Here is a 24,368-nt window from a genome sequence, read left to right as displayed (position 1 = left end):
GCGTGCCGTACGCCGTCGATGGCGCCGGGGCGATGGCGGCAAGCGCGCGGCCTGACGCGACGGCTGCATCGATGCGGCGGCTTTCGCGCTGGCTGCTGCTCGGCGAATGGCGCGCGCATCCGGTGCGGGCCCTGGTGGCGATTGCAGCGATTGCGGTGGGCATCTCGCTCGGCTTCGCCATCCACCTGATCAACGCCGCCGCCTTCAACGAATTCTCCGCCGCCATCAAAGGCCTGTCCGGCGTGGCAGACATCCAGGTACGCGGCACCGAACCCTTTTTTGACGAACAGATTTACCCAACGCTGGCTCAGCGCGACGGTGTAGCCGTTGCCTCGCCAGTCCTGGAATTCGAGGCCTCCGTCCCCGGCCAGCGCACCGCGCTGAAGATCATCGCCACCGATGCCTTCCGTGCCGGCTACATCTCGCCGGAACTAATCGGCATACCCGCAGATGACAACATCGGCGACACGCTGTCCGATGACGCGGTATTCCTGTCAGCGGCGGCCCAGCAATGGCTGCAGCCGAAAGATGGCGCGATAAAACTGCAAGTCGGCACCAGCGAACTACAACTACGCGTCGGCGGCCCGGTGCCGGGTGCCCGCGCTGGCCAACGCCTTGCCATCATGGACATCGGCGCTGCACAGTGGCGCTTTGAAAAACTCGGCCAGCTGTCACGCATCGACCTCAAGCTGCGCGATGGCGTCAACCGCGAAGTCTTCAAGGCCCAGTTGGAAAAAGACCTGCAAAGTCAGTACCCCGGCCGCTTCCGCGTCAACCAGCCCAACGACCAGGAACAGAACAGCCGCAACGAAGGCATGAGCCGCGCCTACCGCGTCAACCTGACCGTGCTGGCACTGGTGGCGCTGTTCACCGGCGCCTTCCTCGTCTTCTCCACGCAAGCGCTGTCGGTGATACGCCGCCGCAGCCAGTTCGCGCTGCTGCGGGTGCTGGGACTCGACCGCCGCCGTTTGCTGCGCCAGATCCTGATCGAAGGCCTGTGGCTAGGCATCGCCGGATCGGCCATCGGCATCGCCGCCGGCTATGGCATGGCCGCCGCCGCATTGCACTTCATGGGCGCCGACCTTGGCGCAGGCTTCTTCTCCGGCGTGCGTCCTGAAGTGCATTTCCCGCCAGTGGCCGCCGCCGTCTACTTCGTCCTCGGCGTTAGCGTCGCCCTGCTGGGCTGCGCGGCGCCGGCGCTGGACGCCGCCCGCGCCAAGCCCGCCGTGGCGCTCAAATCAGGCACAGAGGAAGCGGCGATGTCACGCCTCGCCCGCGCCTGGCCATCGCTGGCCTGCATGGCATTGGCCGCGTTGCTGTCGCAAGCCCCGCCGATCTTTGAACTGCCGCTGTTCGGCTACCTGTCGATCGCCTTGTTGCTGATCGGCGCCATCGGCTTGATGCCACGCCTGGCAGCCATCGTCTTCCGTTTCGCGCATCAACGCTGGAGCGCCGCAACAGCCAACAAACCGGGCGCCTCGGCCGTCATGACGCTAACCTTGTCACGCCTGGCCAACGCCTCCAGCCAGGCCGGCATCGCGCTGGGCGGCGTGCTGTCCAGTTTCAGCCTGATGGTGGCCATGGCCATCATGGTCGCCAGCTTCCGCGTCTCGCTGGACGACTGGCTACAGCACGTGCTGCCGGCCGATATCTACGTCAGCACCGCCAGCGGCGGCGCCACCGCCGGCTTGCGGCCGGACGAGCAAGCAGCAGTAGCCGCGTTGCCAGGCGTTGCCAGCGCTGACTTCCTGCGCACGCGGCCCGTCTCGCTGGCATCGGACCGTCCCGCCGTCACACTGATGGCGCGCAATATCGACGCCGCTGATCCGGCCCGCTCGCTGGCCATCGTCGGCGATGTGCAAACACCCGCAGCCGGCGCGCCTCCGCCAGTGTGGGTATCCGAAGCCATGGTCGATTTGTACGGCATGAAGCCCGGCACGCGTATCGAACTGCCGCTCAGTGGTACGCTGCACGCCTTTACGGTGGCCGGCGTATGGCGCGACTATGCACGCCCGACAGGCACTATCCAGATGCGCCTCAGCGAATACCGCGCCATCACCGGCGAGCAGGAAGCCAGCGGCGTGGCCCTCACGCTGAAGCCCGGCGCCAGGGCCGAAGACACGCTGGCGGCGCTCAAACATCTGCCATTTGCCGCCACGCTGGATGCCAGCGAGCCATCGGAGATACGCGCCATGAGCATGAAAGTGTTTGACCGCAGCTTTGCCATTACCTATCTGCTGGAGGCGATTGCCATCGTCATCGGCCTGTTTGGCGTCGCCGCGACCTTCTCGGCGCAGACGCTGGCGCGCGCCAAGGAGTTCGGCATGCTGCGCCACGTCGGCGTCACACGCCGGCAGGTGCTGTCGATACTGGCTATTGAAGGCGGCTCGCTGACCGGCCTTGGCATCGTTACCGGCTTCGTGCTGGGATGGGTCATCAGCCTGATACTGGTATTTGTCGTCAATCCGCAGTCCTTCCACTGGACCATGCAGTTGCACATGCCGTGGCCGCTGCTGGCCACCGTGGCCGCCCTGCTGCTGGCCGCCGCCGCGCTCACCGCGCTGCTGGCGGGCCGCCAATCGCTGTCCGGCGGACCGATACGCGCTGTCAGGGAGGACTGGTAATGCCACGCCGTCCGCTCACGCTTGCGCGGCTGACCGGCCGTATCACCGCCGCTGCCACGCGGTTGGCGCGCGCCGTCACGACCGGCGCGGCCGCAGCGGCCGCACTGATCGTGACGGCAATGTTCATACTGATCGCGCCAGCCGTCACCGCACACGCCGCCGCCCCTGCGTTCCCCGCTGTCGTACCGCTGCCCGCCGGCCAGTCGCTCACCTTCCCTAAAGACTACGGCGCGCATCCCGACTACAAAACCGAATGGTGGTACGTCACCGGCTGGCTCAACACCCCGGACGGCAAGCCACTTGGCTTCCAGGTCACCTTCTTCCGCAGCGCCACCACGCACGACAGCGCCAACCCAAGCCAGTTCGCGCCAAAGCAGCTGATTATCGGCCACGCGGCGCTGTCCGACCCGGCCAACGGCAAGCTGCTGCACGACCAGCGCAGTGCCCGCGAAGGCTTCGGCCTGTCCTACGCCAGGACCGGCGACACCAACGTCAAGCTGGAAGACTGGCACATGGTGCGTGCCGCCGATGGCAGTTACGCCGTCCACGTCGACGGCCCGGAATTTAAGTACGACCTCAAACTGACGCCCTCCCAGCCCGACCTGCTGCAGGGAGAACGCGGCTATTCGCGCAAAGGCCCGCGCCCCGCGCAAAGCAGCTACTACTACAGCCAGCCACACCTGCAAGTCAGCGGCAGCATCAGCCGCCTTGACAAGCAAACAAGCGTCACCGGCGCCGCCTGGCTTGATCATGAATGGTCCAGCGAAGCCCTTGACGCCGAGGCCAGCGGCTGGAATTGGGTCGGCGCCAACCTTGATGACGGCGGTGCATTAATGGCATTCGAGGTCAGAAGCAAGACAGGTGCTAAACTATGGGCGCACGCGACATGGCGCGACGCATCCGGCAAGGTCACGCAGTTCGACCCGGACCAGGTCAGCTTTGCTCCGCAAAGGCGCTGGCGATCGCCGCGCACCAATGCCGAGTATCCCGTTGCGACGCTGCTCACCACCGGCAAAACGGTGTGGGACATCGTGCCCCTGCAGGACGACCAGGAACTGGATTCGCGCCGTTCCACCGGTGCGGTGTACTGGGAAGGCGCGGTGACGGTGAAGCGTGACGGCAAGCCGGCCGGTCGCGCCTATCTCGAAATGACCGGCTATGTACGTGCAATAAAACTGTAAGCACAACGTCTAACAAGATATTAAAGTAAGCGCAACCAACCAGATGACCAATAGCACCACCGCCAGCAAGCCAGCCGCCGCTGCACCCAACGCCTCCCGAGAACTCAAGAAAGGCAGCCTCGCCACCCTGCGCGGGCTGGCGCCTTTCCTCGCGCCGTACAAGCGCCAGTTCGCCATGGCCGGGATCGCGCTGGTGGTGGCCGCCGCCTCCACGCTGGCGATTCCCGCCGCGTTCAAGCAGATGATCGACCTGGGATTCGGCAGCGCCGGCGTTCAGAGCATCCAGCACGTCGACCTGGTATTCCTGGCGCTGTTCGGCCTCGCCACCATCCTGGCGCTGGCCACGGCCGCGCGTTTCTACACCGTCTCCTGGCTGGGCGAGCGCGTCACCGCCGATATCCGCGCGGCCGTCTACAACCACGTCATCACGCAAAGCCCGGAATTCTTTGAGACCACGCAGACCGGCGAAGTCCTGTCGCGCATCACCACCGACACCACGCTGATTCAATCGGTGGTGGGCACCAGCATCTCCGTGGCACTGCGCAATGTGCTGCTGTTCGCCGGCGGTTTGGTGATGCTGTTTGTGACCAGCCCAAGGCTGTCGTCCATCATCATCGGCCTGCTGATCCTGACCGTGCTGCCGATTGTCATGTACGGCCGCCGCGTGCGTACCCTGTCGCGCGACTCGCAGGACCGCGTGGCTGATGCCTCCGCCATGGCCGGCGAAATCCTCAACGCCATGCCGACCGTGCAGGCCTTCACCCACGAAAAGATCGAATCGCGCCGTTTCGGCGGTTCGGTGGAAGGCGCGTTCCAGACGGCGATGCGCCGCATCCGCGCACGTGCCGTGCTGACCATGCTGGCCATCGTGCTGGTGTTTGGCGCCATCGTATTCGTGCTGTGGCTGGGCGCGCACGCCGTGCTGTCGGGCGAGATGACCGGCGGCGACCTGGGCCAGTTCATCCTGTACGCCTCCATCGTGGCTGGCGCCATCGGCGCATTGTCTGAAGTGATGGGCGAAGCGCAGCGCGCCGCCGGCGCCACCGAGCGCCTGCTGGAGCTGATGTCGGTAAAATCGAAGATCCAGCCGCCGGCCCAGCCGCTGCCGTTGCCGCCGCGTGCCGCCAACGGCGCGGCGCTGTCGCTGAGCGACGTGGTGTTCCACTACCCTTCGCGTCCTGAAACCAACTCGCTGGACCACATCGCGCTGGACATCAAGCCGGGTGAAACCGTGGCCGTGGTTGGTCCATCGGGCGCCGGCAAGACCACGCTGTTCCAGCTGTTCCTGCGCTTTTACGATCCGCAAAGCGGCAGCATCAAGCTGGATGGCGTCGACATCACGCAACTGGACCTGCACACGCTGCGCGACGCCATCGGCATCGTGCCGCAGGATACGGTGATCTTCTCGGCCAACGCCATGGAAAACATCCGCTACGGCCGCGCCGACGCCAGCGACGAGGAAGTGATCGCCGCTGCGAAACTGGCCGCCGCCCACGAATTCATCGAGCGCCTGCCGCAAGGCTACCAGTCCTTCCTGGGCGAGCGCGGCGTGCGCCTGTCCGGTGGCCAGCGCCAACGCATTGCCATCGCCCGCGCGCTGCTGAAAAATCCACCCTTGCTGCTGCTGGACGAAGCTACCAGCGCGCTGGACGCCGAATCGGAACGCCTGGTGCAGAAGGCGCTGGAGGCGGCGATGGTCGGCCGTACCACCGTCATCATCGCCCACCGCCTGGCGACCGTGCAGCGCGCCGACCGCATCATCGTCATGGAAGACGGCAAGATCGTCGAAACCGGCACGCACGCCTCGCTGGTTGCGCTGGGCGGCATCTACGCCAACCTGGCGGCGCTGCAATTCCACCACGCGCACACCCAGCATTAATGGTTTCATAAGCACGACAGCTGCCCATCAGCTTTAACATGGCGTCTCCTACCGCGACGGAGACGCCATGCACCATCCCCTGCTGACCAGAATCCTGTTCAGTCTTCAACAGACGGTTTTGTACTATGTGGTGATTGCCGGCGTGTTCTTCGCAGCGTGGCTATGGTGGCGCGCGCGTCCCGGCCAACGCACTCCGTTGCAAGCAGCGTCTGTGCGACCAGCCCAAATACGCCGCGAGCTGATTACTTCGGTCGGCAGCATCATCGTCTTTTCCAGCTTCCTGCCGATCCTGTTCTTTCTCGGCTTTGGCCAGTACACGCAGTTTTATCCACGCATCGAGCACCACGGCTGGCCGTACTTCTTCGTCAGCATACTGCTGGCGATGGTCATCCAGGACACCTACTTCTACTGGACGCACCGGCTGATGCACCACCGCCGGCTATTCCGCTGGTTTCATCGCACGCACCATCGCTCCACCAATACCAATCCGTGGTCCACCTACTCGGTCAACCCGCTGGAAGCGCTGGTCGACAGCGGCGCCGCCGTGCTGACCTTGATGATCGTGCCGATGACTGGTTGGGCGCTCTTCATCTTCAGCATCATTAACACTGCCTATGCGGTCTACACGCACCTCGGCTATGAACTGTTCCCGCGCGGGATGTCGCGGCACTGGCTGGGCCGCTGGATGAATACGTCGACCGCGCACAACCTCCACCATGCGCGGGCGCGCCACAACTTCAGCTGGTATTTCCTGTTCTGGGACCGCATGATGGGAACCCTGTCGCCGGACTATGACCAGCATTATCGCGCGGCTGGATTCCGCGCTGGCCCAGGCTAAAGTGGTACCATTCTGCCTTTCAGGATGACGCCATGACCGACGCAGAACTCAAACAGCGGTGCCGTGTGCACTTACCAGGCCATCGCTCCCTCTCGCCGGCCGAATTATTCACGGCCATGGGCAACTGGTGCGAGGCGCATGGCGTCACGCATGATGTCTACGGCAATGGCCAACTGATACAGGAGTTTGAACAGAAAGTCGCACGCCTGCTGGGCTTCGAGGCGGCGGTGTTCTGCATTACCGGCACCATGACGCAAGCCACCGCGCTGCGCATTGCCTGCACGGAGCGCGGCAGCAAGCTGGTGGCGCTGCATCCGACCTCGCATATTCTCAGGCACGAGCGCGGCAACCACCAGTTATTTGACCACTTCCACGCATTGCAGATCGGCGATCCGCAGCGTCCGTGGACACTGGATGAACTGAAGGCGATTCCCGATCAACTGGGCGCGGCAACGCTGGAATTGCCGGCGCGCGAAATCGGCGGCCAGTGTCCAGGCTGGGACGAACTGACCGCCATCAAGGATTACTGCCGCACACAAGGCATCCATTTGCACATGGATGGCGCACGACTGTGGGAGACTGCGGCGGCATACGGCCGGCCGGTCGCCGACATCGCGGCGGGCTTCGACAGCGTCTATGTATCGCTGTACAAGGGCATAGGCGGCATGGGCGGCGCCGTGCTGGCCGGTAGCGCGGCTTTTGTCGCCAAGGCGGCGGAATGGTATCGCCGCCAGGGTGGCAATGTTTATCAGCGCACGCCCTATGTGGTGGCCGCAGCCATGCAGTTCGATGCCAGGCTGGCTGCCATGCCAGATTATTTCAGGCGCACGCAATGGCTCTATGAGGCACTGCGTGCGTTTCCGCTGCTGACTCCCAATCCGGCGCAGCCGCACGCGAATATGCTGCATATGCACCTGCCGGTGAGCCGCGACCGCGCGCTGGAGATCCGTAGCCGCATCGCCGAACAACATGGCGTCTGGCTGTTCAACGGCGCCAATCATGCGGCGCTGCCCGGCCATAGCTCAGTAGAGCTGTATGTAGGCGACAACCTGCTTCACCTGCCGGACCAGCGCGTGCGCGAGATCCTTGCCTTATGGTCCGACGCGCTGGCCAACTAACCAAAGAATTTACATGACTTTTCAAGCACTCGGTCTGATCGACCCTTTATTGCGCACGCTGAATGCGCTCGGCTACAAACAGCCCACGCCCGTACAGAAGCAAGCCATTCCCGCCGTGCTGGCGGGCCGCGATGTGATGGCCGCCGCGCAAACCGGCACCGGCAAGACCGCCGGCTTTGCGCTGCCCATTCTGCATCGCCTGACCATGGACGGCGTGACGGCACCACAGTGCGTGCGCGCGCTGGTGCTGGTGCCGACGCGCGAGTTGGCCGAGCAGGTGTACGAGAGCTTCCGCAGTTATGGCGGCAACCTGCCACTGCGCAGTGCTGTGGCCTACGGCGGCGTGGATATCGCGCCACAGATCGCCAAGCTGCGCAAGGGCCTTGACGTGCTGGTGGCCACGCCCGGCCGCCTGATCGACCTGCACGACCAGGGCATGATCAGCTTCGCGCTGCTGCAAACGCTGGTGCTGGACGAGGCGGACCGCATGCTGGATCTGGGCTTCGAGCGCGATCTGGATATCCTGCTGGAGGCGCTGCCCCGGCAGCGTCAGACCTTGCTGTTCTCGGCGACGTTCTCGGACGAGATCCGCAAGCTGGCCAAGGGGATGTTGAAGGATGCTGTGTCAATACAGGTGGAGGCGGCCAATACGGCGGTCAAGACGGTCAAGCAGTGGCTGGTGACAACCGACAAGCGACGCAAGTCGGAGCTACTCCTGCACCTGTTGAACAAGCTTGGATGGGCGCAGGCGCTGGTGTTCGTCAAGACGCGCAAAGGCGTCGAGGCACTGGTCAAGACCTTGCATGAGCATGGCGTGACGGCCGACTCCATCCACGGCGACAAGACGCAGCCGGCGCGCTTGCGTGCATTGGATCGCTTCAAGCGCAAGGAAGTGCGGCTGCTGGTGGCGACCGACGTGGCGGCGCGCGGGCTGGATATCGAGGCCTTGCCGCAGGTGGTCAACTTCGATCTGCCGACGGTGGCCGAGGACTATATCCACCGCATCGGCCGTACCGGCCGCGCCGGCATGGAAGGCGAAGCCGTATCGCTGGTGTGCGCCGACGAAGTGGACATCCTGAAGGAGATCGAAGCGCTGACGCGCCAGGCGATTCCACGCTACGAGGAACCGGGCTTTGAGGCGGATCATCGCGTGCCCGAGACTTCGGCCAAGGGCGCGACTGCGCCGGCGCGCAAAGGCCCGGCTCCCAACGCAGCCAAGCGTTCAGCCGCTGCGCCGCCGGTCGTCAAACCGCCGGCAGCACCCAAGACTGAAGTCCGCCCTGCCGGCGGCAGCGCCTCGCTCGGCACCTGGGTGCCGGAAGAAAAAGTCAAATCGCCAGGCCGTGAGCGCACGTCGGGCAAAGGCGGCCCAGCAGACGACCGCGCCAGCCGCAACGCAGGTGCGCAGCGCGGCGGCGACGCCCCAACAGGCAATGCTCGCAGCGGCGGCGCAGGTGGCGGCTCCGGCGGCGGTGGGCGCCGCAGCGGCGGCGATGCCCCAACAGGTAATGCTCGCAGCGACGGCGCAGGTGGCGGCGGCCGCAGAGTGGGCGGCCCGGGCGGCAGCGGGCGTCGCGCAGGTGACGATGTATCCGGCGCGCCGAAAGGCGCGGTGGTGGTTGCGGGTGGGCGCGGCGCCAAGTCGCAGGCGCGTTCCGCTGGCCGCGCGGCCGCACAACCGGGCGGGCGCAAGTCCAAGCCTGGCTCGCGCTAGGCGCCGCACGATCGCCCGGGCGGCCTGATAAAATAGCCGTCTTTGAGCGACACCCACGTTGGAGAACTGCATGCAGCAATACCAGGAATTGATCCAGACCGTCATCGACACCGGCAGCTGGCAGGACAACCGCACAGGCATCCGCACGCTGAGCGTGCCGGGCGCCATGATGCGTTTCGACCTGACCAAGGGTTTCCCCGCCGTGACGACCAAGAAGCTGGCATTCAAATCCGTCGTAGGCGAACTGTGCGCCTTCCTGCGTGCCTCGCGCAGTGCCGCCGATTTCCGCGCCCTGGGCTGCAAGGTCTGGGACCAGAACGCCAACGAAAACCAGCAATGGCTGGATAATCCCTACCGCCTGGGCACCGACGACCTGGGACCGGTGTACGGCGTGCAATGGCGCCAATGGCCAGGCTACAAGCTGCTGGACGCCGACCAGCCGGAGCAAATCGCCAACGCCCGGAAGAACGGCTACACCGTCGTCTCGCAACTGGAAGAAGACGGCGTGCAGAAAGTGCTGCTGTATAAGGCCATCGACCAATTGCGCGAGTGCCTGGACACCATCGTCAACAACCCAGGCAGCCGCCGCATCCTGTTCCACGGCTGGAACCCAGCGGTACTCGACGCTGTCGCCCTGCCGGCCTGCCACCTGCTGTACCAGTTCATCCCGAATCCAGGCACCAAGGAACTGTCGATGTGCCTCTACGTGCGCTCGAACGACCTGGGCCTGGGCACGCCGTTCAACCTGGCCGAAGGCGCCGCGCTGATGCACCTGGTGGGCCGCCTGACCGGCTACACGCCGCGCTGGTTCACCTACTTCATCGGCGACGCGCACATCTACGAGAACCACATGGACATGGTGCAGGAACAGCTGAAGCGCGAGCCCTTCCCGCTGCCGCAACTGCTAATCGCCGACCGCGTGCCTTCATTCGCGCAAACCGGCAAATATGAACCGGAGTGGCTGGAAAAAATCGAACCATCCGACTTCTCACTGGAAGGCTATCAGCATCACGCGCCGATCACCGCACCAATGGCGGTATGACGATGCGGCTGGACTTTGTTCCCGGCACGCTGTGCGATGAACGCATGTGGAGCCGGTTGCTGCCGCTGTTGGGCGACGGCTTCGAGTTCCACCACGTGCCGCTGCACAAGGCCCGCTCGCGCGCGCAGATGCAGGAACTGATCGGCGCCCACAGCGCGCCGAAAGCCAACCTGGTCGCCTTCTCGCTGGGCGCCTACCTGGCGGTGGAATACGCGCTGACCAATCCGGAGCGCGTCAATTCGCTGGTCATCATCGCCAGTTCCGCCAAAGGATTGCAGGAGAAGGAAAAGGCCACGCGCCTGCGCATCATCCCGCTGCTGGAAAAGAACCACTACACTGGCATGACGCAAATGCGGCTGCGCGAAATTCTCGCGCCCGAGCACATGGACGATCCGGCCATCGTCGGCGTCATCCAGCAAATGGCCATCGATCTCGGCAAGGACGTGCTGCTGACGCAGTTCCGCACCACCATCGAGCGCCCGGACCTGATGCTGCGCACCGGCGAACTGCGTTGCCCGGTGCTGATCGTCGCGTCCGAGCAAGACAAGCTGGTATCGGCAGACGACATCCGCGAATTCACCACCTACAACCCGGAGGCCCAGCTGCACATGCTCACCGAAGGCACAGGCCACATGATCCCACTCGAAGCCCCGCAAGCCCTGGCCCACCACATGCGCACCTTTTACAACTAAAACCTGGGGTCAGTTCTGCCAAATGTACATGAGCCCGTGTACGTTTGGCAGAACTGACCCCGGATTGGAAGATATGAGCAAACTTACTATCATCGTCGCTACTGACGCACAGCGCGGTATCGGCATCAATAACACGCTGCCATGGAAACTGCCGGAGGATCTGGCGCATTTCAAACGTACCACCAGCGGACATCCGATCATCATGGGCCGCAAAACCTTTGATTCCATCGGCCGCCCACTGCCGAATCGCCGCAATATTGTCGTTACGCGTAACGATAAATGGTCGCATGACGGCGTCGAGACGGTCGGTTCTATCGAGGCTGCTATCGCACTGCTGGACGGCGCCGAGGGCTTCGTCATCGGTGGCGCCGAGATCTACAAGCAATCGCTGCAACTGGCCGATCAGTTGATTATTACGCAAATCGCCCATACCTTCGATTGCGATGCTTTCTTCCCGGAGATCGACGCCAGCGCTTGGCAGGAAACCGCCCGCGAGCAGCACGTGTCCGAAGCTTCCGGTTTGCACTACGCTTTTGTCACCCTGGCGCGCAACGCCTCAAGTTTTAAAGCCCAGTAATCAAGCAACGTTGGCTGAATGGCATGACTTGTAATACGCGCGTCATGCAGGTCGTGCATTCTGTTACGATAATTTTTTCCCGCAGGGGCGCTATTTCTGCGAGAATCCCGTTCTTATTTTTTTGCGGCCCGTTCACCCGAGGGGTCGCGCCCTAGTCCGCCCCTCCACACAAGTCAGGGGCGGCTTGCTTTTTTGGAGACATGCATGAAATTTCGTTTCCCCATCGTCATCATTGACGAGGATTTCCGTTCCGAGAACACGTCCGGCCTGGGCATTCGCGCCCTCGCCGATGCAATGGAAAAAGAAGGCATGGAAGTGGTGGGCGTGACCAGCTACGGCGACCTGGCCCAGTTCGCCCAGCAGCAATCGCGCGCGTCGGCCTTCGTGCTGTCGATCGACGATGAGGAATTCGGCACCGGCTCGGTGGAAGACACCGACACCGCGCTGAAATCACTGCGCGCCTTTGTCGAGGAAATCCGCTACAAGAACGCCGATATCCCGATCTATCTGTACGGCGAAACCCGCACCTCGCGCCACATTCCGAATGACATCCTGCGCGAGCTGCACGGCTTCATTCACATGTTTGAAGATACGCCGGAATTCGTCGCCCGCCATATCATCCGCGAAGCCAAGTCCTATCTGGATGGCCTGGCGCCGCCGTTCTTCCGCGCACTGGTCGAATACGCCAACGACGGTTCGTACTCGTGGCACTGCCCTGGCCACTCGGGCGGCGTGGCCTTCCTGAAGTCGCCGATCGGCCAGATGTTCCACCAGTTCTTCGGTGAGAACATGCTGCGCGCCGACGTCTGCAACGCCGTCGAAGAACTCGGCCAGCTGCTGGACCACACCGGCCCGGTCGCCAAGTCCGAGCGCAACGCCGCGCGCATCTTCAACGCCGACCACTGCTACTTCGTCACCAACGGCACCTCGACCTCGAACAAAATGGTGTGGCACTCGACCGTCGCGCCTGGCGACATCGTGGTGGTCGACCGCAACTGCCACAAGTCGATCCTGCACTCGATCATCATGTGCGGCGCGATCCCGGTGTTCCTGATGCCGACCCGTAACCACCTCGGCATCATCGGCCCGATCCCGCTGGAAGAGTTCTCGATGGAGAGCATCAAGCGCAAGATCGAAGCCAACCCGTTCGCGCGCGAAGCCGTCAACAAGAAGCCGCGCATCCTGACCATCACCCAGTCGACCTACGACGGCGTGGTCTACAACGTGGAAACCCTGCGCGAGCTGCTGGATGGCCAGATCGACACGCTGCACTTCGACGAAGCCTGGCTGCCGCACGCCACCTTCCACGACTTCTACAAGAATATGCACGCGATCGGCAAGGACCGTCTGCGCGCCAAGGAGTCGATGATCTTCTCGACCCAGTCGACCCACAAGCTGCTGGCCGGCCTGTCGCAGGCCTCGCAGGTGCTGGTGCGCGAATCGGAATCGGTCAAGCTGGATCAGGACGCCTTCAACGAAGCCTACCTGATGCACACTTCGACCTCGCCACAGTACTCGATCATCGCCTCGTGCGACGTCGCGGCGGCGATGATGGAAGCGCCAGGCGGCACCGCGCTGGTGGAAGAGTCGATCCTCGAAGCGCTGGATTTCCGCCGCGCGATGAAGAAGATCGATCAGGAATGGGGCACCGACTGGTGGTTCAAGGTCTGGGGCCCGAACGAGTTCGCCGAAGAAGGCATCGGTTCGCGCGAAGACTGGATCATCAAGGCGGAAGACGACTGGCACGGCTTCGGCAAGCTGGCACCGGGCTTCAACATGCTGGACCCGATCAAGGCCACCATCGTCAATCCTGGCCTGTCGCTGGACGGCAAGTTCGACGAAACCGGCATCCCGGCGTCGATCGTCACCAAGTACCTGGCCGAACACGGCGTCATCATCGAGAAGTGTGGCCTGTACTCGTTCTTCATCATGTTCACCATCGGCATTACCAAAGGCCGCTGGAACACGCTGCTGACCGCACTGCAGCAGTTCAAGGACGACTACGACAAGAACCAGCCGATGTGGCGCATCCTGCCGGAATTCGCGGCCGCCAACCCGGCCTACGAAAAAGTCGGCCTGCGCGACCTGTGCCAGCAGATCCACGACTTCTACAAAGCCTATGACGTGGCGCGCCTGACCACCGAGATGTACCTGTCGAATATGATTCCGGCGATGAAGCCATCGGACGCTTTCGCCAAGATGGCGCACCGTGAAATCGAGCGCGTGGCGATCGATGAACTGGAAGGCCGCATCACCTCGATCCTGCTGACGCCTTACCCACCAGGCATTCCGCTACTGATTCCTGGTGAGCGCTTCAACAAGACCATCGTTGACTACCTGCGCTTCGCGCGCGACTTCAACGAACGCTTCCCAGGCTTCGAGACTGACGTGCACGGCCTGGTCAAGCGCGAAGTGGACGGCAAGCGCGGTTACTTCGTGGACTGCGTCAAGCAATAATAAGCAAAATCAAGGGCAGCCAAGCTGCCCTTTTTTCTTTCCGTGGCAGCTACGCCCTGCTTTTTATCAACAATATCATTTACGGCAAGCCTGATTTCAAAACGTTATCAGCTATTATCTCAATATAAAATTCTGCAAAATCGTAAATGCTCCAACGATTCGTTGTTCAATGACGACGTTGGCAGAAATTAATATTCATTTACTTTCTTGAAACCCTGCGCGCTTCTCCGCCCTTCTCCTGCCAACTTCGTCGATTTTTATTGCCGAAACTTAAGATTATCTGCACGGTAAAGAAACTTTTGTATCCGTACGGAAAAAAATCTTTAGAATCGGTCCTGTCGATTGAATTTCTCAGGAGCAATACCAATGCATTCCAAATTTATCCGCGGCCTTGTGGCCATGAGTTTTGTTGGCCTGACGGCTTGCGGCGGCAACAACGAAGGCGCCTCGCCAACTAACGCAGCCAGCGGTACTTTTCTGAGCACCATAGAATCGGCTGGCTCTGCAATTTCCAGTGTGAGCAGCCGCGTAATCCAAGGCGGCACCGCTGCTACCCTGGCGACCGTCACCCCGGTTACCGGGCGCGGCGCCACCGTTGCAGAGGAAGCGTATGCGCGCAAGGCCGCCTCGCACTTTTTGCATATGGCATCGTTCGGCCCAAATGAAAAAGATGTGGAGTACGTAGCTTACTTCGGTGCAGCAACCTACCTCAATGCGGGCTTCGGCCAGCCACAAACCTCGCATCTTGAGTACATGCAACAATATGCTGCTTCGCTGCCAGCCGGCAAAACGCCAAATAGTGAAGATTTTCAGAGCGCATTCTGGAAGATTGCAGTGACCACCAAAGATCAGTTGCGCCAGCGGGTAGCTTTCGCACTGTCGGAAATTTTCGTGATTTCCACGGCCGACGACAGCTTTTATTTTCATCCATACGGTGTCGCTTCCTACTATGACACGTTAGGCAAGCATGCGTTTGGCAACTTCCGCGATCTGCTGCAAGGGATCGCGCTTCATCCGATGATGGGCATCTACCTGACTCACCTGGGCAATATGAAGGAAGATGGTGTGCGCATGCCGGACGAAAACTTCGCCCGAGAAATTATGCAGCTGATGACCATCGGCCCGTACATGCTCAATCAGGACGGTACGGTAAAGCTGGTGGATGGCAAACCGGTGGAAACCTACACGCACGATGACATCCTGGGCTTGGCCAAGGTATTCACCGGCTGGGGTTGGGCAGGTCCCGACCAGGACCTTAACCGGATGCGAGGTTGGCGTCAGGACTATCCGGCACAAGAATGGTTGCCGATGCAAAACTATGCTGCCTATCACTCGAGCGCGTCCAAAAGCTTCCTGGGCAAGACCATACCTGCCGGCGGTAGTGGCGCAAGCGATGTCAAAGTTGCTCTCGACACCTTGTTCAACCACCCGAATGTCGGGCCTTTCATCAGCCGCCTGCTGATTCAACGCCTGGTCACCAGCAATCCATCACCAGCCTATGTGGGCCGCGTGGCTGCAGCCTTCAACAGCAACGGCGCTGGCGTACGCGGCGACATGAAAGCAGTGATTCGTGCCATCCTGTGCGATAGCGAAGCATTGGACATGACCCAGTCCAAGCGTATTCGTGAGCCGGTGCTTCGCCTGGCGAACTTCCTGCGTGCCTTCAACGCCACTTCGGTGAGCGGTTGGTATGCTTTCTGGCCTCAGGACGACCCTGCCTCGCAGTTGGGGCAAAGCGCGCTCCGCTCGCCGTCGGTATTTAATTTCTACCGGCCAAGCTACACGCCGCCGAACTCGACTCTGTCAAGCGCCGGCATGGTAGCGCCAGAAATGCAGATCACCACCGAGCCGTCCGTCACCGGCTACCTGAATTACATGCAGTTGACGGTCAGGTTGGGCGCTGGGAAAAACTTCGATGTACAGCCGGACTACACCAAGGAAATCGCCTTGGCGGCTCAACCGCAGGCACTGTTGGATCGCCTCAACTTGTTATTGATGCATGGTTCCATGAGCTCTACGCTGAATAATTTGATCATCTCGCGTCTGAATACCATCGCTATCCCTGCGGCCACCAGCACCAACGCAGCCGACGTGTTGTTGGCCAAGCAGCGTCGGACATGGCTGGCCACTTACCTGATCATGGCCTCGACCGAATACATCGTGCAGAAATAAGGAAACATCATGAGCAAACAAGTTCCTTCCCGTCGTAAATTCCTGGGCACTGTGGCGGCGCTGGCCGGCACCAGTGTCAGCCCTTTCGCCATCAACCTCGCGGCCATGAGCAGCGCTGCGGCGGAAAACGCCTCGGACTACAAGGCTGTCGTATGCCTGTTCATGGCTGGCGGCAATGATCACTTCAACACCGTGCTTCCAACCGACAGCGCCTCCTGGAACGAGTACCAGCGTTTGCGCAACACCGGCAACACTGGTTCGATCGCCTTGCCTGGTCTTGGCGCTAGTGGCGGCGTATTGCCGATTAGTCCGGTCAATGCGCAAGGCCGCAGCTTCGCCCTGCACCCTAATCTTGCACCATTGAAGTCACTGTTCGACAGCGGCAGTGCCGCCATCGTAGCCAACGTAGGCACCCTGGTGCAGCCAACCACGCTGAGTCAGTACAAAACCCGCGCCGTGGCGCTGCCGCCCAAACTGTTCTCGCACAATGACCAACAGGCGGTATGGCAATCGATGCAAACCGAAAGCTCGGCCAGCGTGGGTTGGGGGGGGCGCATGATCGATATGCTGGCGGCGGCTAACAGCAACTCCACTTTTGCGTCGGTCTCCAGCGCCGGCCGCGCACTGTTCCTGAGTGGCCGCAGTTTCAACCAGATGCAGGTCGGTAGCGCCACCCCGCCAGTCATTAACAGCCTGACCGTACCGCTGTATAACAGTTCGTCACTGAACAACCCGATGACCGCGATCACGGCTGGCGATTACACCGATCCGATGATGAAAGAACATGCCAATGTCGTGAAGAGTGCGATTGCCGCCCAAGCCCAACTGGCTGCGGCGCTGCCAGCAGCCGGCGCCGGAGGCGTGCCCAATCCGTCCGCGTACGTTAATCCAGTCACCGGGCAGTCCGGCGTCAACCCCCTGGCGCAGCAATTGCAGATGGTGGCGCGTTTGATTGCCGGACGAAATGCACTCGGCCTGCGCCGCCAGGTGTTCTTCGTCACCCTGGGTGGGTTCGATACTCACAGCGGCCAAGTCGCGAAGCAGGCTGACTTGATGGCCAGACTGGCGCACGGCATGGCCTATTTCAACGACATGATGACCTCGCTGCAAGGCACTGACATGCGCAAGCAAGTGACCTTGTTCACGGCTTCGGATTTTGGCCGCACCTTCGCCAGCAACGGCGATGGCACAGATCACGGCTGGGGTTCGCACCATTTCGTCATGGGCGGTGCGGTCAAAGGAAACGACATTTACGGCACCATGCCCGTGTCCGGTGTGGGGCACCAGCTGGATGTCGGCTCTGGTGCCCTCCTGCCCTCGATCTCGGTGGACCAGTATGGCGCCACGATCGCCAGTTGGTTTGGCCTGTCTGCGTCCCAGATTGCCGATGTGTTTCCCAATATCGTCAATTTCAGCACCCGGAACCTGGGCTTCATGAACGCTTAAACCGATACCGCCACTGTCAGTGTAGCGACAAAGCCGTCGGTGGTGTTGCCGGTGATGGTGGCCATCTGCAGCGAGTAGCCGTCGCTGAAGACGTTGTCGCTGGCAAGGCTGATCGATGCCATATTGCGCACACTGGCGCTGTAGCCGGTGGTGGCGTACACCGCATTGCTGGTCGCATCCGGGAAGGCGAATTGCGAGGTCTTGATGCGGTTAGAGGCGCTGGTCGCCTTGGCCAGCGATGGGTACACCTCGAAGTGCACGTGCGGCACACGGCCCGAGTAGCAGCCCGGATAGATCGTGGTGAAGGTGATGTTGCCGTTGCTATCGGTTTCCTGCACACCGCGCAGGTAATTCTGATTAGTCACACCGGACGAGTACAGCGAGTAATTGCCGTCGCGGTCGCAATGCCACAGATAGACGGCAGCATTGGCCAGCGCTGCGCAGTTGTTGTTGGCGTTGACGATCTGCAGCTTGATGGTCAGCGGCATGCCGGCGGCCGTGCCGCTGGCGCTGCCGAAGCTGCTGCGGATGTCGCTGCGCACCACGCCCGATTGCGTCAGCACGTTGACCACGCCGCTGGTGTTGCTGTTGGTGCCGTCGGCTGGATACGGGCCGCCGGTTTCTTCCGGAATCACCGAGCACGAGCCGGCAGTTGGCGTGGTGGTGGTTCCGGTGGTCGTGGTGCCCGTGGTGCCGGTGGTGGTCGTGCCGGTGCCGGTAGTGGTAGTTGTGGTGCCGGTCGACGTGGTGGTGCTGTCGCTGCCGGAGCCGCCTCCGCAACCGAGTACCGGCAACGCCGAGGCGCCGGCCAACAGCCAGCGCAGCGTCTGGCGACGGTCGCTGTTCAGATTGAGCATTGCGGCCAGATCAGCGGCCAGGCTGTGTTCATGTTCGTCGTGATGGGTATCCATACCTACTCCTGCTTGGGTGAGAATGCCGCCACCGCCCGCTTTGGGTGGTGGCGGTTGCTGCTGGTAAGCGTCAGACCGTGGTGTTCACCAGGTTGCCGCTAGTGCCGTTGCCGCCAACCTTGGTCGACAGGGCCTGCAGGAACGCGGCCAGCTTGGTAGCGGCGTCTGTGCTGCTAGTGCTTTCCGTGCTGCTGGCGTCGTCGGCGCTGCTGGTGCTGGTGGTGGTGGCGCCGAGTTTGTCCAGCAGATTCGCGAAGGCGGATTCCAGCTGGTCGACCGCATCGCTGCTGTCGGCGCTTTCCGTGCTGCCGGTGGACCCGGAGCTCAGCTCGGCGATCAGGCTTTGCAGATCAGACTCCAGCTTGCCCGGACCGCCAGGACCGCCCTGCTGGTCGCCGTACAGTGGCGGCGCTTCGGTTTCGCCGCTGTTTTGCGCGTGCAACGCGCCCATCAGGCTTTGCAGGAAGCTGCCCAGCGCCGCCGCCACATCGTTTGCGTCGGTGGTCGCATCGGTGCTGCTGTCGGTGCTGGCCGAGGCAGTCGAGGTGTCGCTGCTGGTGTCGGTGATGCCGATCGACTTCAGCGCTTCAGCAATCGCGTCGGCGAAACCGCCGCCATCCGGAGGCGGTGGCGGACGCACGCCTTCCGTGCTGGTGTCGCTGTTATTGCTGCTCACACTGTTGGCGCTGCTCAAACGGCTTAGAAAACTGAGCGCGCTGGCGGCGCTGCTGGAACTCAGGGCACTGATGGACATAAGGTTCTCCGCTTCTTGGTTAAAGGTGGTATTACGGGCGCTGCGGATGGCGCGGCTTTTCTTCCGCTTGCTGCTTGCGCTGTTCCGGCGTCAGCACGGCCAGCAATTTCTGTTGAGTGCGCACGTGCTGCAGCGCGATGTTGGCTTCGGCGGTCGCAGCTTCCTTGGCCAGCGCGGCGGCTTTGGCGTCGTCGTACTTGTCGGCAGTGGCCAGCGCACGCAACGCTTCGCGCGCCTTGGCGGCAGCCTTCGACTGTTCGCGCAGATAAGGCGCTTCCGCGTGCAGGATGGTGAATACCTTGTCTTGCTGCGCTTCGCTCAGTTCTACGCCGCGGAAGAATGGCGGGCGGCCGCCAAAACCAGGGCCAGGACCAAAACCGGGAGCGAAACCTGGGCCAAAACCAGGACCATGATCCGGACCGCCGCGTTGCGCGCCTTCCGGGCTGCCCGGACCAGGGCCAGGGCCGCCCTGCTGCGGGCCGCGTGGACCGTGCTCGCCCTGCGCCATTGGCGGCTGTTCTGCGTTCATCTCATCGGCGCGGGCGGCGCCTCCCACCGTCAACAGCGACATCGCCAGGACGGCTGCCAGCAGCAGATTCAGTTTGCTTGTTTTCATGCCCATATTCCTTGATTGGTAGTGAACCATCATTCTGTTGGCCGCCTGTGTTAAGTGACGTAAGGGCAACGTAAATCAGCGTAAAGATGATGATCTGACATTCAATTCCCTTACGGAAAGACGTTGTAAAAGCGGGTAAAACCTCGGCGCCATGCAGGTTTGAACTGTTAAGATGAGCGATCTGTATCTAGAGAAACTGCAATGAAGAGCAAAGTACTGCTGATAGACGACGACATCGAACTGGTGGGCATGTTCAAGGAATACCTGGAACAGGAAGGCTTTGACGTCAAAACCGCGCACGACGGCGAAGCCGGCACCGCCGAAGCCTTTACCGGCCTGTATTCGATCGCCATCCTCGACGTGATGATGCCGCGCATGAACGGCCTGGAAACGCTGCGCCGCATCCGCACCAACAGTCAGCTGCCGATCCTGATGCTGACCGGCCGTGGCGATGACACCGACCGCATCGTCGGCCTGGAACTGGGCGCCGACGACTACGTGGCCAAACCCTGCACGCCGCGCGAGCTGACCGCGCGCATCCGCGCCATCCTGCGCCGGGCGCAAAGCGCGCCGGCCGACAATGGCCAGCAGACCGCCATCACCGTCGGCCAGCTGACCATGTGGCCGGAACAGCGCCGCGCCACCTGGGCCGGCGACAAGCTGGAGCTGACCAGCACCGAATTCAACTTGCTGGAAGTGCTGGCGCGTAACGCCGGCCGCCCGGTCAGCAAGAACACCCTGTCGGAACAAGGGCTGGGGCGCCCGCTGGCGCGCTTCGACCGCAATATCGACGTTCACCTGAGCTCGCTGCGCCACAAACTCGGCACCATCGCCGATGGCCGCTCCTGCCTGCAAACCGTGTACCGCCTGGGCTACCAGCTCATCAAGGAGTAAGCCTTGGGCCGTTTGTTCTGGAAGTTTTTCCTGTCCATTTTCCTGGCGCAGTTCGCCGCGACTGTCGGCATCGGCGGCGCCATCTGGCTGAAGAACCGCAACCAGCAGCCGAATGTGCTGGTCAATCTGGACACCAGCCCGCCGGCCGAAATGGCCATCAACGCCGCTGCCGCCACGCTGGAATACGGCGGCGTCAAGGCGCTGAAACGGATGCTGGAGAATATGGACCGGCACCGCGTCTACGCGGTGGACGAGCAGGAGCATGAACTGCTGGGCCGCATCGTCAACGTCAAGACGCTGCAGGAATCGCGCATCCGCCTCAAGGAAGATGGCAAGCGCCGTGGCGTGCGCCAGGTGCTGGGCGACGACGGCAAGCAATACCTGCTGTTCCTGCCTTCCGGCGAACGCCAGCGCGGCATGGACGGAGATAACCGCCAGTTGCTGGCCAACCTCGGCGGTGGTGCGCAGATGGCGATGAAGGCGGCCTCGGTCCTGGAAGGACGCGATGGACGCGAAGACCGCAGCAACCGCCCGGACTTCGGTCCGCCCGGCGGCGGTCGTCCGGGCGCGGCGCCACCCGGCGCCCTACCCGCGCTCGACGGCGCGCAGGAATCCGGCCCGCGTGGTGGTGCCCCCTTCAATCCTGACAGTCGCGGCCAGGGTGCGGCGCGCGACAACGGCGACCGTCCTGACAGTAACTTCCCTGGCCTAGGGCCAGCCCCCGGCATGCAAGGCGGCCCCGACATGGGCGGCGACCGTCCATGGGGGCCGCGCTTCCAGCCACTCGGCCCATGGGTGCCGATCGCTGCGGCCACCGCCGCCAGCCTGCTGTTCGCGGTGCTGCTGGCCTGGTACTTCTCGCGTCCGATCCGCGCCCTGCGTGAGGCCTTTGACGCCGCTGCCAATGGCGACCTGGCGCCGCGCTTTGAAGGCGCCAGCGGCAAGAGCGGCACCGAGCTTAACGACCTGGGCCGCGATTTCGACATCATGACGGCGCGCCTGCGCAGCCTGATCGACGGCCAGACCCGCCTGCTGCACGACGTCTCGCACGAATTGCGTTCTCCACTGGCGCGCTTGCAGGCCGCCATCGGCCTGGCGCACCAGCAGCCGGAGAAATGGAGCGCCTCGATGGAGCGCATCGAACGCGAGAGCGTACGGATGGACAAGCTGGTCGGCGAACTGCTGACGCTGGCCCGCCTGGAGGCCGGCGCCATCAAGGCGTCGCAGGAAGAAATCAGCATGGCCGACCTGCTCGACCAGATCGCCGACGACGCCAGCTACGAAGCGGCCAGCCAGCAGCGCAGCGTGGTGCAGGAAGGCGAAGCGGACGTGCAGGTGATTGGCCAGCCGGACCTGCTCGGCCGCGCCATCGAAAATGTGGTGCGCAACGCCATCAAGCACAGTCCGGAAGGTGGCGAGGTGCAGTTGCAGGTACGTGCGCTGCCGGAAGCGAGCCAGCTGGTCATCCGCGTGCTGGATCACGGTCCGGGCGTGTCGCCGGCCGACCTGGAAACCATCTTCCAGCCCTTCTTCCGCTCCAGCAACGCCAGCACTGAAGGGCACGGCCTGGGCCTGGCGATCGCCCAGCACGTCATCGAAGCGCATGGCGGCAGCATCAAGGCCACCAACCGCGCCGGCGGCGGCCTGTGCGTGGAAATGATACTTCCAGTTAAACGCTAAATTGAGCGAAAATTAACTATTTCCATACGGAAATTATTTGCTATAGTACAGTTTTACAGACTCGGAATATCGTCATGGAAACTTTGCTCAAGGTCGCACAACTGCGCGTGCAGGGAAAACCGGATGAAGCGCTGGCGCACGTGGATGCGGAACTGCAGACCGCCGGCGCCGGCGAGCGCTTCCTGCTGATGCTGCAAGGGCTGTACGCCGCCGAGGAAGCCTCGAACGAGGCCAAGGCACGCGGCTACGCCACCGACCTGGCGGATATCGATCCGGGTCTGCTGTCGATTCAGCCTTACGTGGCCCTCCGTCCGGAAGACCTCAAGCTGTAAAAAAAGCGGGCCTCGGCCCGCTTTTGTCTTTATGCCTTCGGCAGTGTCACGCCATGCTGGCCCTGATACTTGCCGTTGCGGTCCTTGTACGAGACGTCGCAGACTTCGTCGCTTTCGAAGAACAGCACCTGCGCGCAGCCTTCGCCGGCGTAGATTTTTGCCGGCAGCGGCGTGGTGTTGGAGAACTCCAGCGTCACATAGCCTTCCCACTCCGGCTCGAACGGCGTCACGTTGACGATGATGCCGCAACGGGCGTAGGTCGATTTGCCCAGGCAGACCGTCAGCACGCTGCGTGGAATGCGGAAGTACTCCATGGTGCGCGCCAGCGCGAACGAGTTTGGCGGGATGATGCAGACGTCGCTTTTGACGTCGACGAAGGAATTCGAGTCGAAGTTCTTTGGATCGACGATGGTGCTGTTGATGTTGGTGAAGACCTTGAATTCATCGGCGCAACGGATATCGTAGCCATATGACGAGGTACCGTAGGAAATCACCTTGCGGCCGTCTTCCTGGCGTACCTGGTCCGGGAAGAATGGCTCGATCATCCCATGTTCTTCCGCCATCCGGCGTATCCATTTATCGCTTTTAATCGTCATCGCAAGGCAATCCTAAAGTTTTTACAATGCCCGGGATTTTACGCTAAAGCCCGAGAGCAGCGCCACAATCATTTCCCTGGTGGCCTCGGCCGCTGCCGCCGGCGTCTCCATCGGGAACAAATGCCCACCCGGGATAATGCGGAAATGCTGGCCGACCAGCGCTTTGGTGTAATGATGGCCGGACTGGCTGGTCTCCCACGAATTATCGCCGCCAATGAAGCCGATCGGCACCGGATAGCCGTTGCGCAGCAACTTCGGCAGATGGTGCGGCAAGGTGGCGTAGACGGCGGTTTCGTTTTCGCGCGTGAAGCGCAGCTGTACGCCATCCGGATGCGGTTTGAGGCCGCTGTCCATGTAATCGCCCAATACGCCGGGCGCCCAGGCCGCAAAGATATCCTTGGCGGCGAAGTGCTGGTAGGCCGCTTCGACGCTCGGCCAGACATTGCGGCGACGGATGGAGAACTTGGCCGGCGGCACGGTGTAGGCGCGGCCGAGCAGCTTGATAATGCGCCAGGCGAAGGCGCGCCAGCCGCCGACCACCGGGGCGTCCAGCATCACCACGCAGCGCACGAGGTCGGGCCGCTGGTGCGCCACCATCAGGCTCAGCATGCCGCCCAGCGAGTGGCCAACCAGGATTACCGGTTCGTTGTAGCGGGTAGTCAGTTCGTTGATGTATTCGTCGACCAGGTGCGGCCAGCCGTCGGTGACCGGGTAGCGCAGATCGTGCGCGTGCATGTCGAGGGTTTGGATATCGAAATCATCGGCCAGTAAGGTGAAAAGCTGGCGGTAGACGCCCGCCGGGTAGCTGTTGGCGTGGGCGAAATGCAGCTTGGGCTTGCTCACAA

At 62.4% G+C, this 24,368-nt stretch carries 20 protein-coding genes; 15 read left to right on the top strand and 5 right to left on the bottom strand.

Annotation, left to right across the window (positions count from 1 at the left end):
- The first annotated feature begins 71 nt into the window (after positions 1 to 71).
- The 12 genes from BLS51_RS17855 (at position 72) to BLS51_RS17800 (ending at position 17,740) form a co-directional block, all read left to right on the top strand.
- Complete coding sequence (locus BLS51_RS17855; protein WP_090185968.1) at positions 72 to 2,624, top strand: ABC transporter permease; 2,553 nt, start codon at positions 72 to 74, stop codon at positions 2,622 to 2,624.
- A gap of 119 nt (positions 2,625 to 2,743) precedes the next feature.
- A complete protein-coding gene (locus BLS51_RS17850; protein ID WP_090185965.1) occupies positions 2,744 to 3,805 on the top strand; it encodes a lipocalin-like domain-containing protein in 1,062 nt (353 codons plus the stop codon).
- A 43-nt stretch (positions 3,806 to 3,848) separates the two neighbouring features.
- On the top strand, positions 3,849 to 5,684 hold the full coding sequence (locus BLS51_RS17845; RefSeq protein WP_090185561.1) for an ABC transporter transmembrane domain-containing protein: 1,836 nt from the start codon (positions 3,849 to 3,851) through the stop codon (positions 5,682 to 5,684).
- A gap of 67 nt (positions 5,685 to 5,751) precedes the next feature.
- Entirely contained in the window at positions 5,752 to 6,522 is a 771-nt protein-coding gene (locus tag BLS51_RS17840) for a sterol desaturase family protein (protein WP_090185560.1), read from the top strand.
- Positions 6,523 to 6,554: 32 nt separating this feature from the next.
- The gene (locus tag BLS51_RS17835) at positions 6,555 to 7,640 is read left to right on the top strand and encodes a threonine aldolase family protein (RefSeq protein WP_090185558.1); all 1,086 of its coding nucleotides are present in this window, start codon (positions 6,555 to 6,557) and stop codon (positions 7,638 to 7,640) included.
- A 13-nt stretch (positions 7,641 to 7,653) separates the two neighbouring features.
- A complete protein-coding gene (locus BLS51_RS17830) occupies positions 7,654 to 9,354 on the top strand; it encodes a DEAD/DEAH box helicase (RefSeq protein ID WP_090185556.1) in 1,701 nt (566 codons plus the stop codon).
- 70 nt (positions 9,355 to 9,424) lie between these two features.
- A complete protein-coding gene (locus BLS51_RS17825; RefSeq protein ID WP_090185554.1) occupies positions 9,425 to 10,396 on the top strand; it encodes a thymidylate synthase in 972 nt (323 codons plus the stop codon).
- Positions 10,393 to 11,088, top strand: coding sequence for an alpha/beta fold hydrolase (locus BLS51_RS17820; RefSeq protein WP_090185551.1), 696 nt, complete (start codon positions 10,393 to 10,395; stop codon positions 11,086 to 11,088). The genes BLS51_RS17825 and BLS51_RS17820 overlap by 4 nt, the downstream gene beginning before the upstream one ends.
- Before the next feature lie 73 nt (positions 11,089 to 11,161).
- Positions 11,162 to 11,665 (top strand): dihydrofolate reductase, encoded by a 504-nt coding sequence (locus BLS51_RS17815; RefSeq protein ID WP_090185548.1) that lies wholly within the window; start codon positions 11,162 to 11,164, stop codon positions 11,663 to 11,665.
- Between the two features lie 204 nt (positions 11,666 to 11,869).
- On the top strand, positions 11,870 to 14,122 hold the full coding sequence (locus BLS51_RS17810; RefSeq protein ID WP_090185544.1) for an arginine/lysine/ornithine decarboxylase: 2,253 nt from the start codon (positions 11,870 to 11,872) through the stop codon (positions 14,120 to 14,122).
- A gap of 366 nt (positions 14,123 to 14,488) precedes the next feature.
- Positions 14,489 to 16,294 carry a DUF1800 domain-containing protein gene (locus BLS51_RS17805; protein ID WP_090185539.1) on the top strand — a complete coding sequence of 602 codons (1,806 nt, stop codon included), beginning with the start codon at positions 14,489 to 14,491 and terminating at the stop codon, positions 16,292 to 16,294.
- Positions 16,295 to 16,303: 9 nt separating this feature from the next.
- Positions 16,304 to 17,740, top strand: a complete 1,437-nt coding sequence (locus tag BLS51_RS17800) for a DUF1501 domain-containing protein (protein ID WP_090185536.1) — start codon at positions 16,304 to 16,306, stop codon at positions 17,738 to 17,740.
- Here the strand turns inward: BLS51_RS17800 and BLS51_RS17795 are convergent.
- The 3 genes from BLS51_RS17795 to BLS51_RS17785 form a co-directional block, all read right to left on the bottom strand.
- On the bottom strand, positions 17,737 to 18,651 hold the full coding sequence (locus tag BLS51_RS17795) for a dioxygenase family protein (protein WP_090185532.1): 915 nt from the start codon (positions 18,649 to 18,651) through the stop codon (positions 17,737 to 17,739). The genes BLS51_RS17800 and BLS51_RS17795 overlap by 4 nt on opposite strands.
- A gap of 70 nt (positions 18,652 to 18,721) precedes the next feature.
- Positions 18,722 to 19,405 (bottom strand): hypothetical protein, encoded by a 684-nt coding sequence (locus BLS51_RS17790; protein ID WP_090185528.1) that lies wholly within the window; start codon positions 19,403 to 19,405, stop codon positions 18,722 to 18,724.
- Between the two features lie 31 nt (positions 19,406 to 19,436).
- Positions 19,437 to 20,021 (bottom strand): Spy/CpxP family protein refolding chaperone, encoded by a 585-nt coding sequence (locus BLS51_RS17785; RefSeq protein ID WP_090185525.1) that lies wholly within the window; start codon positions 20,019 to 20,021, stop codon positions 19,437 to 19,439.
- Between the two features lie 201 nt (positions 20,022 to 20,222).
- On the opposite strand from BLS51_RS17785, the gene BLS51_RS17780 reads away from it, so the two are divergent.
- From BLS51_RS17780 to BLS51_RS17770, 3 genes are all read left to right on the top strand, one after another.
- Complete coding sequence (locus tag BLS51_RS17780) at positions 20,223 to 20,915, top strand: response regulator transcription factor (RefSeq protein WP_090185522.1); 693 nt, start codon at positions 20,223 to 20,225, stop codon at positions 20,913 to 20,915.
- A gap of 3 nt (positions 20,916 to 20,918) precedes the next feature.
- A complete protein-coding gene (locus BLS51_RS17775) occupies positions 20,919 to 22,595 on the top strand; it encodes a HAMP domain-containing sensor histidine kinase (protein WP_090185517.1) in 1,677 nt (558 codons plus the stop codon).
- A gap of 74 nt (positions 22,596 to 22,669) precedes the next feature.
- Positions 22,670 to 22,927, top strand: coding sequence for a hypothetical protein (locus tag BLS51_RS17770; protein WP_090185515.1), 258 nt, complete (start codon positions 22,670 to 22,672; stop codon positions 22,925 to 22,927).
- A 29-nt stretch (positions 22,928 to 22,956) separates the two neighbouring features.
- Here the strand turns inward: BLS51_RS17770 and dcd are convergent, their stop codons facing one another.
- Both dcd and BLS51_RS17760 read right to left on the bottom strand, forming a co-directional pair.
- On the bottom strand, positions 22,957 to 23,523 hold the full coding sequence (gene dcd, locus BLS51_RS17765; protein ID WP_090185512.1) for a dCTP deaminase: 567 nt from the start codon (positions 23,521 to 23,523) through the stop codon (positions 22,957 to 22,959).
- Positions 23,524 to 23,544: 21 nt separating this feature from the next.
- Complete coding sequence (locus BLS51_RS17760; RefSeq protein ID WP_090185508.1) at positions 23,545 to 24,366, bottom strand: alpha/beta hydrolase; 822 nt, start codon at positions 24,364 to 24,366, stop codon at positions 23,545 to 23,547.
- Positions 24,367 to 24,368 lie beyond the last annotated feature (2 nt).

It is taken from the genome of Duganella sp. OV510 (assembly GCF_900100205.1).
In the GTDB taxonomy this organism is placed as follows: Bacteria; Pseudomonadota; Gammaproteobacteria; order Burkholderiales; family Burkholderiaceae_D; genus Rugamonas.
Note: the sequence above shows the minus strand (reverse complement) of the source record. Positions and strands in the feature narration are given on the sequence as shown.

Excerpts from the sequence above, each read along its gene's own strand:
- BLS51_RS17855 (WP_090185968.1), top strand. The coding sequence starts at position 72 with ATGCGGCGGCTTTCGCGCTGGCTGCTGCTCGGCGAATGGCGCGCGCAT.
- BLS51_RS17850 (WP_090185965.1), top strand. The coding sequence starts at position 2,744 with ATGTTCATACTGATCGCGCCAGCCGTCACCGCACACGCCGCCGCCCCT.
- BLS51_RS17845 (WP_090185561.1), top strand. The coding sequence starts at position 3,849 with ATGACCAATAGCACCACCGCCAGCAAGCCAGCCGCCGCTGCACCCAAC.
- BLS51_RS17840 (WP_090185560.1), top strand. The coding sequence starts at position 5,752 with ATGCACCATCCCCTGCTGACCAGAATCCTGTTCAGTCTTCAACAGACG.
- BLS51_RS17835 (WP_090185558.1), top strand. The coding sequence starts at position 6,555 with ATGACCGACGCAGAACTCAAACAGCGGTGCCGTGTGCACTTACCAGGC.
- BLS51_RS17830 (WP_090185556.1), top strand. The coding sequence starts at position 7,654 with ATGACTTTTCAAGCACTCGGTCTGATCGACCCTTTATTGCGCACGCTG.
- BLS51_RS17825 (WP_090185554.1), top strand. The coding sequence starts at position 9,425 with ATGCAGCAATACCAGGAATTGATCCAGACCGTCATCGACACCGGCAGC.
- BLS51_RS17820 (WP_090185551.1), top strand. The coding sequence starts at position 10,393 with ATGACGATGCGGCTGGACTTTGTTCCCGGCACGCTGTGCGATGAACGC.
- BLS51_RS17815 (WP_090185548.1), top strand. The coding sequence starts at position 11,162 with ATGAGCAAACTTACTATCATCGTCGCTACTGACGCACAGCGCGGTATC.
- BLS51_RS17810 (WP_090185544.1), top strand. The coding sequence starts at position 11,870 with ATGAAATTTCGTTTCCCCATCGTCATCATTGACGAGGATTTCCGTTCC.
- BLS51_RS17805 (WP_090185539.1), top strand. The coding sequence starts at position 14,489 with ATGCATTCCAAATTTATCCGCGGCCTTGTGGCCATGAGTTTTGTTGGC.
- BLS51_RS17800 (WP_090185536.1), top strand. The coding sequence starts at position 16,304 with ATGAGCAAACAAGTTCCTTCCCGTCGTAAATTCCTGGGCACTGTGGCG.
- BLS51_RS17795 (WP_090185532.1), bottom strand. The coding sequence starts at position 18,651 with ATGGATACCCATCACGACGAACATGAACACAGCCTGGCCGCTGATCTG.
- BLS51_RS17790 (WP_090185528.1), bottom strand. The coding sequence starts at position 19,405 with ATGTCCATCAGTGCCCTGAGTTCCAGCAGCGCCGCCAGCGCGCTCAGT.
- BLS51_RS17785 (WP_090185525.1), bottom strand. The coding sequence starts at position 20,021 with ATGAAAACAAGCAAACTGAATCTGCTGCTGGCAGCCGTCCTGGCGATG.
- BLS51_RS17780 (WP_090185522.1), top strand. The coding sequence starts at position 20,223 with ATGAAGAGCAAAGTACTGCTGATAGACGACGACATCGAACTGGTGGGC.
- BLS51_RS17770 (WP_090185515.1), top strand. The coding sequence starts at position 22,670 with ATGGAAACTTTGCTCAAGGTCGCACAACTGCGCGTGCAGGGAAAACCG.
- dcd (WP_090185512.1), bottom strand. The coding sequence starts at position 23,523 with ATGACGATTAAAAGCGATAAATGGATACGCCGGATGGCGGAAGAACAT.